General features: G+C 45.2%; 13 protein-coding genes. 3 read left to right on the top strand and 10 right to left on the bottom strand.

Translation table 11 applies throughout. From position 1 onward, the window contains the following. Positions 1-219: 219 nt before the first annotated feature. From LOZ80_RS09610 to LOZ80_RS09595, 4 genes are all read right to left on the bottom strand, one after another. The gene (locus tag LOZ80_RS09610; RefSeq protein WP_238171218.1) at positions 220-414 is read right to left on the bottom strand and encodes a hypothetical protein; all 195 of its coding nucleotides are present in this window, start codon (positions 412-414) and stop codon (positions 220-222) included. A 154-nt stretch (positions 415-568) separates the two neighbouring features. Next, on the bottom strand, positions 569-1,633 hold the full coding sequence (locus tag LOZ80_RS09605) for a YheC/YheD family endospore coat-associated protein (RefSeq protein WP_238171217.1): 1,065 nt from the start codon (positions 1,631-1,633) through the stop codon (positions 569-571). A 129-nt stretch (positions 1,634-1,762) separates the two neighbouring features. Continuing rightward, on the bottom strand, positions 1,763-2,194 hold the full coding sequence (locus tag LOZ80_RS09600) for an NUDIX hydrolase (protein ID WP_238171216.1): 432 nt from the start codon (positions 2,192-2,194) through the stop codon (positions 1,763-1,765). Positions 2,195-2,212: 18 nt separating this feature from the next. Further along, complete coding sequence (locus LOZ80_RS09595; protein ID WP_238171215.1) at positions 2,213-4,135, bottom strand: DUF2334 domain-containing protein; 1,923 nt, start codon at positions 4,133-4,135, stop codon at positions 2,213-2,215. A 383-nt stretch (positions 4,136-4,518) separates the two neighbouring features. Between LOZ80_RS09595 and LOZ80_RS09590 the strand changes: the two genes are divergently transcribed. Together LOZ80_RS09590 and LOZ80_RS09585 are read left to right on the top strand one after the other, a co-directional pair. Continuing rightward, positions 4,519-4,884 (top strand): hypothetical protein, encoded by a 366-nt coding sequence (locus LOZ80_RS09590; protein WP_238171214.1) that lies wholly within the window; start codon positions 4,519-4,521, stop codon positions 4,882-4,884. Between the two features lie 121 nt (positions 4,885-5,005). Further along, positions 5,006-5,815 (top strand): YitT family protein, encoded by an 810-nt coding sequence (locus LOZ80_RS09585; RefSeq protein ID WP_238172939.1) that lies wholly within the window; start codon positions 5,006-5,008, stop codon positions 5,813-5,815. Between the two features lie 91 nt (positions 5,816-5,906). On the opposite strand, the gene LOZ80_RS09580 is transcribed toward LOZ80_RS09585, so the two are convergent. From LOZ80_RS09580 to LOZ80_RS09570, 3 genes are all read right to left on the bottom strand, one after another. Beyond that, positions 5,907-6,941: a Gfo/Idh/MocA family protein gene (locus LOZ80_RS09580; RefSeq protein WP_238171213.1), complete on the bottom strand. Its 1,035-nt coding sequence runs from the start codon at positions 6,939-6,941 to the stop codon at positions 5,907-5,909. A 156-nt stretch (positions 6,942-7,097) separates the two neighbouring features. Continuing rightward, on the bottom strand, positions 7,098-7,361 hold the full coding sequence (locus LOZ80_RS09575) for an HPr family phosphocarrier protein (protein ID WP_238171212.1): 264 nt from the start codon (positions 7,359-7,361) through the stop codon (positions 7,098-7,100). Positions 7,362-7,391: 30 nt separating this feature from the next. Further along, the gene (locus LOZ80_RS09570; protein ID WP_238171211.1) at positions 7,392-8,051 is read right to left on the bottom strand and encodes a PhoP regulatory network YrbL family protein; all 660 of its coding nucleotides are present in this window, start codon (positions 8,049-8,051) and stop codon (positions 7,392-7,394) included. Positions 8,052-8,285: 234 nt separating this feature from the next. On the opposite strand from LOZ80_RS09570, the gene LOZ80_RS09565 reads away from it, so the two are divergent. After that, on the top strand, positions 8,286-9,176 hold the full coding sequence (locus tag LOZ80_RS09565) for a cation diffusion facilitator family transporter (RefSeq protein ID WP_238171210.1): 891 nt from the start codon (positions 8,286-8,288) through the stop codon (positions 9,174-9,176). 103 nt (positions 9,177-9,279) lie between these two features. On the opposite strand, the gene msrB is transcribed toward LOZ80_RS09565, so the two are convergent. The 3 genes from msrB to LOZ80_RS09550 form a co-directional block, all read right to left on the bottom strand. After that, positions 9,280-10,263 (bottom strand): peptide-methionine (R)-S-oxide reductase MsrB, encoded by a 984-nt coding sequence (gene msrB / locus LOZ80_RS09560; protein ID WP_238171209.1) that lies wholly within the window; start codon positions 10,261-10,263, stop codon positions 9,280-9,282. A gap of 447 nt (positions 10,264-10,710) precedes the next feature. Beyond that, positions 10,711-11,643 carry a manganese-dependent inorganic pyrophosphatase gene (locus LOZ80_RS09555; RefSeq protein WP_238171208.1) on the bottom strand — a complete coding sequence of 311 codons (933 nt, stop codon included), beginning with the start codon at positions 11,641-11,643 and terminating at the stop codon, positions 10,711-10,713. 99 nt (positions 11,644-11,742) lie between these two features. Next, the gene (locus tag LOZ80_RS09550) at positions 11,743-12,459 is read right to left on the bottom strand and encodes a TetR/AcrR family transcriptional regulator C-terminal domain-containing protein (RefSeq protein WP_238171207.1); all 717 of its coding nucleotides are present in this window, start codon (positions 12,457-12,459) and stop codon (positions 11,743-11,745) included. Positions 12,460-12,534: the final 75 nt, after the last annotated feature.

The raw sequence follows: 12,534 nt of genomic DNA, 5'->3' as shown, positions 1-12,534 counted from the left end.
CCCTCTTCTCCATTAAATTCGTTAAGTATTCTTAACCAATTTTTAGGGGTTTGAATAAGGGGACCTAAGTAGTAACCCTTGGAGACTCTTATCAGGATGCCAAACCAACAACCCTAGAGATAGCCTCCCCTGCTGGGAGCACAGACAAAGGAGCTAAGCGTACAATCGCTTGGCTCCTTTGTCATTTCAAAATCTCGGTTTCTATCGATTGAAACCGACTTATGACTTGTTTCTGCTCGGCTCTCTCAATCTGGTTTCATAGCGACTGATACTAATAATCGTATAATCGCCGAAATCTGCCATCCGTTCCCGGACAGACTGAGGGAAACTAGGATGTTCGGTTTCCAAATAATCATCCAGTTCATTATACCAGGGCAATAAATTCGTTTTAATCACCAATACACGACTTTTCACGTTCGAATACCACCTTTTCAACGCCATATTAAAGTTTATTCACGTCTGACTGCTTGTGTCCTAGTTGAATAAGCCAATTCGGTATAGTGGTATGCCCTATTTCTTTTATATTGCTATGTATAGCCCTACTTTTGAGGGCTGAACCTGATAGATGTTAACTTTTTAATAGAAATTTGGCATATCTCATAGGTGTCTCATAGGTTTGAATAAACGTTTCTGTCATTTTCAAATTTTTAAATTCGTACCTTTGATCCCTGCCATTGACTTCAATCAAGCGGATTCGGCGCTCGTCATCCACCCCAATATCCAATCCAACATCGGCTATCCCTGGAAGCCGCTCCGCTAAACTTTCTACAATCAGCAACGATGCCTCCTCAACCGCTCTCCTCATACGATATGAATCGAAACCACTGTAGCGGAATAACTCCTCACATCTTCTTGCATCTCCACCCTTGGCTAAATTCGTTACATGGCGTCCTGAAGCCGCCACCTTGCCAGCAATGCCGTTGACCTGCCATTTCCCTTGGTCCCCTCGCTGCACGGATATTCTCAAGTCATACGGTCTCCCCTGATAAGTAGCCAAAGAGATCGCTTGCTGAATCATATAGCTTTGGGTTCCCACTTTCTCCTGAATGAGCGCAACTACCTGTTTTTCACTCACGATTTGCGGCTTCTTATTACTCCAGAAAAACTGCCAATCCTTGTCATTCATCAGCGTTAGTTTCATAATCCCTCTACCCACACTGCTGTTGGTAGGCTTGATAAAAAGCGATGAGTAACGATTCATAGCTTTCTTTAAATTTTTGGTTGAATAACGTAAAGATGCCGGCAGGTATTCTGCAACCGACTTATTTGCAATCAACAAAGAGTGGATAAACAGCTTATCGTAGCGATTCTGACGGTTAAAGACAATACTGGATTTTGAAAGCATGGATAATCGTTTCTGCAAAGACGACGTCAACGTCATCGCACGGTTATGAGTAACCTTGGGAATAGGCAATCGAACAAGTCGGTACTTCTTATTTTCATAGCACAAACCAAGCGCTGACTTCTGACTTATATGCTGCGGACACATATAAAACGGTGTCATTCCCAGTTTCTCTGCTGCTTTATTGTAAAGATCGATCTGCTCATAGCCCGTTTGTTTACTCGTAATCCCTAGGTACTTTTTTCGATCTAATAGTATGCCTACCACATTGCGCACGGTTATCACCTTCACCTATAGGATCATCCTTATCACTGTATGCATCCGTAGTCTCCAAGGTCCAAACCAATGCAGTCAAAAAAAAAGGAGCTGCATATGCAGCTCCTGCCAACAATTCAAATCATCAGGCTGTTGCCAAGTTTCTCACCAGCCTACGCTTTCAAACCAAACACCTTGCTGCTTATTGTCCAATGCTGTTCGAATATAAGAAACCATATTGTCCGGGAGCTGCTTGGCGGGAAACCATTTGAGCTGCTCACATTTCTCAGGTTCTTGATTCCTGATTTCTCCCTGCCAGCTGTGTGCTTTAAGAAAGAAATCCACCCATTCCGATGTCGTGTTTTTGCGGTGCATGACACCAATAATTTCTATGTCCTCCGGCTCAATCACGACGCCTGCTTCTTCTCTGGCTTCCCGGATTGCAGCTGCGATGACTTCCTCATCCCCATCCATGCGTCCCGCAACAACACTCCAGTTGCCATCCTGGAACCCGGTATTTTGCCGTTTTAACAACAGAACCTCTTCATCTTGGTAAAATAAAACATGCACAGATCCGTACAAAATCGGTGTTCTCACTTGCGTCCTCCTTATGGATTACTCCTTCGCATTCTGGCTCTGGAATGACAATGCCACGTCCATAAAAGCATCATCATTAGGATACTGAGCAATGTCCGCTTTCCCGTTTCCATCGAAATCGTCCACGATTAAACGTCCTGAAGTTCTTCCCCATGGACCAAATACAGATAACAGTTTGTATTCATCCTCTGTGGTCCCTTGATAAACACGACTAGTTAAATTTTTCGCATCGTAACGAAGAATGTCCTCTTTCCCGTCGCCATTAAAATCACCAAAGCGGATATTGCCAAGCTCATCCGGAATGTTTAAGGTCACTTTCGCCAGCTTCCATTGCATAACGGTTTTATCCAACTGGAATTCCACGCCTTGCGACGTATCTTCTTTAAACAAGAATAAACCTTGGCGATCCGGACTCGCCATATTTCTAACGATCAGGTCTCTGGAAGAATTGGACCGGAACGTATAAGGTTTGATAGGTTTTACATCTTTCCCATGCACATACACACCTAAAAGCTGACTACGGTCCCAAGATTGACCCGCAAGTATGCAATCACCATTGGGCTGACGAAGTTCATATAAATCATACCAGCGATTGGCCGGTATTTTCCAGCTTTGGTGCTTGGCAAAACCACTGCCATCAGGGGAATATTCATCAAGTCTGCCGCTCGGATTAACAACCCACAGCCCTTTTTTACTGCGATCCAACCGACTATCGAGAGCAAAAGCCGCGCCATCCGTATAAGGAATCGAACCAACAACCTGCGAAGCAGGCTGGGCAGCACTGCGAATGGGTGAGTATTCTCCCTTCGTAATCGATATACTTGCTGTTTTCTTATTCCATGTAACAACATCAACTTGGCTTCTGCCCGTCAGATGACCCGTTTGAACAAGCGTCGATTTGGCGCTGCCTATTTTCAAGCGTTGTGCTGGCGTGAAAGGGATGTAATCATGCACCGAATAGAACGGATACCCTTTCGCATGCAGTTGGGTAATTAATTTTTGCAGAACACTCTTGTTGTCACCGGAATAATGATAGGCGGGTATGCCATCTTTCACAACAGGGCTGCCCCATTCATCCAGGATTGGCTCCAGATAGTTAAATTCCAGAAAAGGATGATAGAAAAAGGAATTAATGCGTTCGATTTTGCCCAATTGATTGAGGATAAACTTCTCATCTTTCCCGCTTGGGATATAGGATAAAGTCGTAGGCACATGAACATTTCCAAGGGAAGGCACACCATTGCTTGTGTTAAGTGCATTTTCATACTGCGCAAATGGCGGATTTACCTGAACAGCCGTGTCCGGCTGATACAACAGCCCGAAATAAGACCGAAACACCTTATCCTGCTCTGGCGTTGTATGATAATGCGGCGCTTCCCAGAAATGCGGAGTAAATCCCGCTTGCTGAAAACGAGCTAACCCTTCTTTCACCCGACTTTCGGCGAATGCAGTCGTTGCCGTCTCAGGCTTATCGGGAACATTAAATTCATTGCCTATCCCAGAAGCTTGATGTCCATCCTCCCGCAGTTCCTCGCCAACTTGATGCGTATAGCCATGCATACCGATTGTGCCATTCGTTTGTTCAGCTTCACGCAGAACTTTGTTAAAAGCTTGCACATAACTATCGCTCAATTGACTAATAGATCGGTCATAGCGCGTTCCATCCGCCGAAATATTCTTCCAACGTGGAACGACGGCGAGGCTGTAGTGAACATGCTGTTCATTCAGATACGCCAAAACAGCTCTTAATTTGCCGACCCCTTCAAGGGAGCTGTAGTAACCACCTGGCCCGATATCTTCCAACCGGATCATCATAAACCGTGGATTATTATCGGCTCCTTCAACAGTCATCATGTGATACAATCCCAGATACAAGCCAAATGAAACCACACCAGCTATCACATATCGTAACCACGTATTTTTTTGTATTAAGATCCGCATACAAGCAATCTCCCCCCAAGGCTGCTGGACCATTTTCCCCGATATAGAAACAAGTTCATTCGTACGATTAAGGCCATAATTTCATTGGACAATAATCAGACGAAAATGTCTATTATACGTTATTACGATAATATTTGGTGATCGGTGTGCAAAATTCCTTTCAAAAAAATTATAACCTGTTTTTCTGTGGATTACGCTCCTATTTCACCCAAATTCCAACATATTCTGGAACGATCCTCCAGTTATGAAGTCAAACCGCTTTCTCCGCACACTTATGCTTCAAGAAAACACCAAAGTTAAGTCTCCGCGTTTGACTCATTTCGGCTGAAATGCTACAATTCAAGCAAATTTGGTTCAATGTAAGGATCAGGAGGGGATACTCCTTGCGTCTTTTTCTACGAAAGTATCAGTGGCAAATTTTGGTTTGGATCATCCTCGGCTTATTTATTTTCCCGTTGACACCACCGATTTCCCATCATTTCTCATCTGATACCGAAATACTTGTGTTGGCTAATACCACGCAAGTCTTGAGCATACAAGAACATTCACTGACCAAAAAAACATTTTTCCAGCACGTCGATAAAATTCGATGGCACAATGATTTTTTCGCCCAATATGATATCACCGTGTTTGTTATTTTCATTGTTTATATCTTAGCTAAAATATGGCTTCGACTAAAGGAAATACTCCTCGCCTTTCTCAAATTCATTTCGGGTTATACGGGCCTCATTCATTATTTTTCAACCTAGAAAAAGAATTGAATCAGGGAAAGAGGAACCTTACATGTCAAACTCATTATCCGGAGCAGAACACACAAGCTCCCAGCATCGCAAGTTAACTCGCACCAAATTTCTGCGTAGAATCTTATTCATGATTTTCGGGTCTGGCTTAGTATCTGTTGGGTTGGAAATTTTCTTGGTCCCCAACAACATCATTGATGGCGGAATTGTCGGGATATCTATAATCCTCGCTCATTTAACGCATATCCCGCTAGGTATATTTTTAATTTTGCTTAACTTGCCATTCTTACTTTTAGGCTACAAACAGATCGGTAAGACATTCGCCTTATCCACTTTATTTTCGGTCATTCTGATGTCGGTTGGCACTTACTTGCTGCACCCCGTTCAGGCCATAACGATTGATCCCCTATTAGCCGCTGTTTTCGGAGGTATCATCTTAGGTATCGGTGTAGGGCTTGTCATACGGTCAGGCGGATCCTTGGATGGAACAGAAATTGTCGCGATCTTGATCAGCAAAAAGTCGCCATTCTCGGTTGGTGAAATCGTCATGTTCTTCAACTTCTTCATCCTGGGAAGCGCAGGCTTCGTATTTGGTTGGGATCATGCCATGTACTCGCTGATTGCCTACTTCATTGCCTTCAAAATGATTGACATCGTCATTGAAGGACTCGATCAATCCAAATCCGTGTGGATTATCAGTGACGAATACGAAACAATCGGAGAAGCCATCACGTACCGTTTGGGCCGCGGCGTAACCTACCTGAAAGGCGAAGGCGCCTTTACCGGAGATGACAAAAAAGTCATCTTCAGCGTCATTACCCGCCTGGAAGAAGCCAAGCTAAAGTCCATCGTCGACGAACTGGACGCCAAGGCATTCCTCGCCATCGGCAACATTCACGATGTGAAGGGCGGACGATTTAAAAAGAAAGATATTCACTAAACAAGAATGCAAAATGGCCCGTGCGCCTGCTTGTTCCTAAGGGAACTGCAGGTCACGGGCCATTTTCAAATTTGGTACGGTTCCCCAGCGCTCAGCTCCAATAATCGCGCAAATCCACCTTCTGCCCGAGCTTGGCGCTTTCGATGGCGCCGAGCACCATCGCCATGCTCTTGATGTTGTCGCGGCAGTCGGTTTCCGCGGGACGGCCTTCCTCCAGCGCTGCGAACATCTCGTCCAGACATCCCGCGTGGCCGCTGCTGCCTGGCCAGTTCAGCTCCGCCTCCACTCGCGTGTAATCGCGGATGAACTTGCCTGTCTGGTCGCCGCTCGCGACAATTTCGGCGTATGGTGCGCCTGTGCCGTCCCATATGACGCTGCCCTGCTCGCCCGTCACGCGCCATGCGGACTCCCATGAGGTCGGAACACCTTCTGCGCACCAGGAGCCGCGATAGCAGAACACAGAGCCGTCAGACATCTCATAGATGCAGACCGCAGAAGCATTACCCGCATACCAGGAACCAGGCGGGTTAAATTCTTGGCAGTACACAGACACGGGGTCTGCCCCTGTAATAAAGCGAGCCTGATCGAAAGTATGGATCGCCATGTCCAGAATCAACGGGCTGTCCATCGCATCGCGGAAGCCCCCAAAATGCGCGCCGATGAAAAAATCGGCACCCGCATACCCCACACGGCCAATCGTGCCTGTGTGAATGAGATCCCGCATAGCGCGGATGTTCGGCAGATAGCGGCGGTTTTGCATCACCGAAAGAGTCTTGCCCGTACGTTCCGCCAGCTGTACAATCTCCCGAGCTTCAGCCATCGTGGCTGCCATCGGTTTTTCGCCAAAAACGTTGCAGCCAAGACGCAGTCCTGTGGTGCATACTTGAAAGTGACTGTCCGGTATCGTTATATCCAACACCAAATTAGCCCCGCTCTCTTGAATAGCCTGCTCCAAATTGGTGTAAACGCTGCAGCTTAGGCTATGACGATCTGCCATTGCCTGCGCGAATTCCGTTTTAATATCGACGAGGGCAACGACGGTGCTGTCAGCCCGTTTCAAGATATACTCAACCCACACATTGGCCATGCCTCCGCACCCAACAACGACAACTTGATGCTTGTTCATTTACGCTCACTCCTTCAATATCTACCTTATATTGGCTGCATCGTATCCTGCTAAACGGACAGGCAATAAGCTTGATAAGCTCATTTTATCGCTTATAGTAGGTACGATCTCTATCCAATCTTGTGAGAATAAGGTCAAATATTGTGCAGAGAATGCTCAACGATAAGATTCGAACAAATCAAAAATGACATGCATCGCTTCTTCCTCATCTTTGCCTCGCGTTAACAAACGCAAGGATGTACCCGCTTTGATAGGAACGAGCAGCATCCCTAGCAAACTTTTCACATCTACGTGATAGGCTTTATGCTCCTGTTCGAAATCGATCGTAATATCCGATATAAAATGAGAGGACTTGGCTGAAATGTCGGACATATCACTTCGCTGTAAATCCCGCCGAATGCTAAATTCATGGACTCTCATAGATGCGCCATCCTTTTGTACATAGTAATTTCACTTAATCGATTGTATGGTATGCCTGGACCTGCGAATTTTTTTCCATTTGCGATAGCCTCTGCGAACCACATTCAAAGCAAATCCAGGAATCCGTAATCTGCGAATCCATGAATAGTAGAAGCGGTCATACGCCTGTTTCAAATCGTCCCACATCGGACAATATTCACTTTTCATAAAATCAGACACGTCTACGACTAGTCCCCTGCCGTCCTGCATCATCACGTTTTTCCCGTGAACATCGTGCGGATTTAGTCCCCTGCTCACCGCATAAGCAAGTGCTTGATCAATATCTACGATGACCTGCCGCGGGATAGGCAGCCCGCGCTGTAAACAATTGTACAAGGTTACGCCAGTCAAACGTCGCAAAACAAGGAAATTGTCCCCTGCATGCAAACATTCCGAGAAAGCCGGGTGCTTCCCTAGTCGACTATACACTTCCGTTTCCTCAACGATCCCATGCCTGCCAGGCGCATACACTTTTACCACCACTTCCGGATGGTTTGGATGCATGAAAACCGCTGCATAGTTGCCAGCACCTACTAATTTCCAAGGTTTTGGGTATACATGCACAACAATGGGTTCGAACGGGTCTTCACTATGAATTTCCAGGTTTGGAAGCAATTGATGTTGAATATCGATTAGCCAAGGTTTTAACATAACTTTTTTGCCTCCCCCATGAGATCGTCAATGGACAGACCTATCGGCATGGTTTGTTAATTTCTACTATGTGTGGTATTATACAAAGATATTTGTGTAAAGTGAAGTGTTGATTATGTCCTATTATTTTGTACTAGATTCCCATTCCCATATAAAAAACAATGAAAATCCCTTGACCCTTGGTCAAGGGATTTTTTTTCCTTGGGGAAACACTTCTGTAGGAGGTCATCTTTGATGAGCAGTAACAACAAATCATCTGTCTGGGCCATTTGGCTCTCTCTCATTAGCAACATCGTTCTAACTTTTATGAAAATTATTATCGGACTTGTCTTTCAAAGTGAGGTGCTATTAGCAGACGGGGTTCATAATGCCGGTGACATTATCGCAACTGTCGCAGCCCTCAGCGCCATGCGCATATCCAAACTTCCAGCCGATGAAGATCACCCCTATGGACATGGCAAAGCAGAAGTGCTCGGCTCCGGATTTGTCGCATTTATTCTTGTGTTAGCAGCACTTTATATCGGTTATCATGCGACAGCCGCCTTTTTCCACGAGCCCCTGGCTCCAAGCTATATCGCTTTCTTCGCAGCCATTTTATCTGCTATTTGGAAATATGCCCTCTACGTATATACGATTCGGATCGGCAAAGAGACGAATAGCAAAGGGCTTATCGCAACAGCCAAAGATCATCTAGCCGATGTCTACGCATCGTTAGCCGCAGTGATTGGGATTGGCTTAGCTTTTATAGGCAATGTCTACAATGTTCATTGGTTATCTTATGGCGATGCGGCAGCCGGAATTATCGTTTCCCTATTGGTTCTTCGTTTAGGCATTGAAATGGCTAAGGAATCCTTCGATATTCTGATGGAAAAAACCGTCGATCAACAGCGACTAACCGAATACACACAATTAATTCAAGCCATCCCACAGGTCAAAAGAATCGATCGCATTCGCGCGCGAGAGCATGGTCATTATATTTTGGTAGATGCCCGCGTCTCCATTCCAGGAGAGCTCACCGTTCAGCAAGGTCACGATATCTCAAGGGCCATCAAGCAGTCCATTAAAAATGAACACCATGATGTCGATGAAGTTCTGATTCATTTAAATCCTTGGTACAAAGAATAAACAATTTTCCAAATAAACAGAAAGACGCCTGCCCAAGTTAAATCTGGGAAGCGTCTTTTTTTATTACATGCGCCAATACGCAGGACTTAAACTGCCATGGGGCTTACTTCTCTTCAAAAAAAGGTATGAATGCCGCATACCCTTCCTTTTCAAGCTCATCGAGTGGAATAAAGCGCAATGCAGCTGAATTAATGCAGTACCTCAATCCGTTCGGTCCCGGACCATCATTAAATACATGGCCGAGATGGGAATCGGCTTCATGACTTCTAACTTCCGTACGAACCATGAAATGACTGACATCCGTCTTTTCTTTGACACTGCCGCCAAATAGCGGCTTCGTGAAGCTCGGCCATCCGCAGCCGGAATCGAATTTATCGTAGGAACTGAATAGAGGCTCACCCGAGACAATGTCAACATAGAGGCCTTTCCCTTTATGATCCCAGAATTCATTATCAAAAGGTCGCTCAGTACCATTATTTTGCGTCACTTCGAATTGTATCGGAGTTAGCTTTTGTTTGCGCTCAGCTTTATCCTTCGCTGTATTCCAGTGCTTCTCAATATAGCTATCACGTCCTGAACCTTTGCGATAAGCTTTATAACGCAGCGGATTCTTATGATGGTAATCCTGATGATACTCTTCTCCTGGATAAAAGGCTTCCGCATCGATCCGCACGATTTCCGTCACAATCGGACGATCAAAGCGCCCGCTTGCTTGCAGTTCCTGCTTGGAAGTTTCCGCTTGTACTTGCTGCTCATCGCTATGGGCAAAAATGGCGGTTCGATACGATGATCCACGGTCATGGAATTGACCTCCTGCATCCGTTGGATCGATCTGGCGCCAATATGTTTCAAGTAATTTAGAATAAGGATATAGAACGGGATCGAACGTAATTTGAACGGCTTCTGCATGACCGGTCGTTTCCGAACATACTTCTTGGTAAGTCGGATTGCTCGTGTGCCCGCCAATATAACCGGAAACAACTGAAATTATGCCTGGAAGTTCCTCAAACGGTGTTACCATACACCAGAAACATCCTCCTGCGAATGTTGCCTTATCATAGTTTCCTTGCTGAACGTTGTTAACCATCTCCTGCTCCACCTCTTTCTTTGATCTCTTCACTATCATACCAAAAGATTGCGCTGCGACAAAATGACCCTAGCGTTATTTTGCACGAAGTGAAAAAAACATAAAGAAAAACGGCTTCGCCGCCCCGAGAGATCATCCTCTTCGGAGCGACAAAACCTGTTAAGGGAACTAGAGGACACTATTTAGGCAAATAGCAGGGATGCAATGGTATTAGCGGAACTACAGGGTCTTATTTCCACGAAAAACGCTGAATTTGCCTTGAAACAGCAAAATAGCGGACTGTAGTTCCCTCACCTCTGCGATATGGATACATTTGGCTAAAATAGCGGACTATAGTTCCCTCCCTCTGTTCGTACAAGGCGGCTGGAGTAGCTCCGCGCTCACTCCAACTCTTATATTTTCAAAGAAACGCCGTTCATCGAAATGAACGGCGTCCTCATCCAAACCTTACAGCGTGTTGAAAATGTCCGTAAGAACGGGAACGATTTGGGATTTACGGGAAACTACGCCTTTAAGCAATGCTTTGTTATCTACAAGTGTTACATTGTAGGCTTTCTCCACAGCATCTGCTTTGCGACCTAGTGCCAAACCAACGGAATCATTGTTCAAGATGTCAGTCACAACGAACAAGAATAGATCCAGATTTTTCTCAGCGATGATCGTGTTCAAAGCGGATTCAATTTCTGTTTGTTGGGACAGAACATCATTCACGTCAACCGCATTAACTTGTGCAATCTCAGCTTTGTAGCTGCCCATTTGGAATTCTTTCGCATCCAGCGAGATCAGTTGCGCAACGGTTTTGTCGCTCAAATCTGCTCCTGCTTTCAGCATTTCCAACCCGTAGCTTTCAGCGTTCACGCCAGCAATTTCAGCAAGCTCATGTGCTGCTGCAACGTCTTGCTCTGTGCAAGTCGGGGATTTGAACAACAAGGAATCAGAAATGATAGCAGAAAGCATCAAGCCTGCGATATCTTTATCGATGGACACGCCATTTTCTTTGTACAATTTATTCAGGATGGTCGCCGTGCAACCAACCGGCTCTGCACGGTAATAAAGCGGGTGGCTCGTTTCAAAGTTCGCGATACGGTGATGGTCAATAACTTCCACAACACGTACTTTATCAATATCCGCAGCACTTTGTTGACGTTCAACATGGTCAACTAAGATTACATTTTCAGCTTCATTGGCTACAGTCTCAACTTGACGAGGAGCAGCTACTTTGAACGTATCAAGCGCATATTGGGTTTCACCGTTCACACTGCCAAGACGAACAGCTTCAACCTCTTGACCTAGTTTTGTTTTCAGTGCTGCATAAGCAATAGCTGAAGTGATTGAATCAGTGTCTGGATTTTTATGACCGAAAATTAGTGTTTTTGACATGATATGACTCCTTAAACGAAATAGTTTAGTAAAAAAATATTATCTATATGTACGATTATACTCAAAAAACTCGGTAAATCCACTACTATACCAAAAGCATTAGTGTGAATTAGGTAAATTAGCTGCAAATCCGTCTAAAAGCACCTGCAGACCATAAGCAAATTCTTGCTCTTCCTCTCCGCTTGTCGTGTAAGCCGCGAGACGAATCATCTGTGGAAACTGCTCTGGCGGCAGCTTTTGAAAAACAGTACGGTAAGCTGCTCCGAGTTCCTCCGTGCGACCCTCTTTCATTTTCGCCATATAGTGATGTCGGACTTCTTCAGCCACGAAGCTGGTGATATAGTTCTTCAACATTCCTGCAAGCCATGGAATTTGATGATCCCCAAAGCCTGCCACAGCCAGCACCTCATAGAGTTTCTCTATGTGCCGCAGTCTTCCAAAAGTTGTCGCAATTGTGGCATTGAAAATGTCTACTGCATCTCGATACGCATGCAGCGCTTCCCGAAAAGTTAAAGCCCAACTGGTCAACTGCTCGCGCCAATCCTTCCTGTCGGAAGACCATACCAATCGCTCGCTAATGCGATCACCAAGAAGCTGCAAAAGCTCATCTTTATCCTTCACATGATAATAAAGAGAAGCTGCTTTTACACCCAATGCGTCAGCGATTCTGCGCATACTCAGCTCCTTGAGACCAACCTCGTTAAGTATCTCCAACGCCTTATCGGTAATTCGGTTGCGATCCAGCGGAATATAGGCCTCTCCTTCTGCCTGTAAAGCATCCCTATTCTCCAGCGAATGAACTTTCCTTCTAGCCACTCTTCAATCTCCTCTTTTGCATAAGCATCCATGATCATTTCACTTTTGTATTGACAATTATATCACAAACATTTA

This window comes from Paenibacillus sp. HWE-109 (genome assembly GCF_022163125.1).
Classification (GTDB): domain Bacteria; phylum Bacillota; class Bacilli; order Paenibacillales; family NBRC-103111; genus Paenibacillus_E.
This window is presented reverse-complemented; position numbering and strand designations above follow the sequence as displayed.

Bases quoted from the DNA above. Each gene is read 5' to 3' on its own strand.
- LOZ80_RS09595 (WP_238171215.1), bottom strand. From the start codon at position 4,135: ATGCGGATCTTAATACAAAAAAATACGTGGTTACGATATGTGATAGCT.
- LOZ80_RS09585 (WP_238172939.1), top strand. From the start codon at position 5,006: ATGATTTTCGGGTCTGGCTTAGTATCTGTTGGGTTGGAAATTTTCTTG.
- LOZ80_RS09580 (WP_238171213.1), bottom strand. From the start codon at position 6,941: ATGAACAAGCATCAAGTTGTCGTTGTTGGGTGCGGAGGCATGGCCAAT.
- LOZ80_RS09575 (WP_238171212.1), bottom strand. From the start codon at position 7,361: ATGAGAGTCCATGAATTTAGCATTCGGCGGGATTTACAGCGAAGTGAT.
- LOZ80_RS09570 (WP_238171211.1), bottom strand. From the start codon at position 8,051: ATGTTAAAACCTTGGCTAATCGATATTCAACATCAATTGCTTCCAAAC.
- LOZ80_RS09565 (WP_238171210.1), top strand. From the start codon at position 8,286: ATGAGCAGTAACAACAAATCATCTGTCTGGGCCATTTGGCTCTCTCTC.
- msrB (WP_238171209.1), bottom strand. From the start codon at position 10,263: ATGGTTAACAACGTTCAGCAAGGAAACTATGATAAGGCAACATTCGCA.
- LOZ80_RS09555 (WP_238171208.1), bottom strand. From the start codon at position 11,643: ATGTCAAAAACACTAATTTTCGGTCATAAAAATCCAGACACTGATTCA.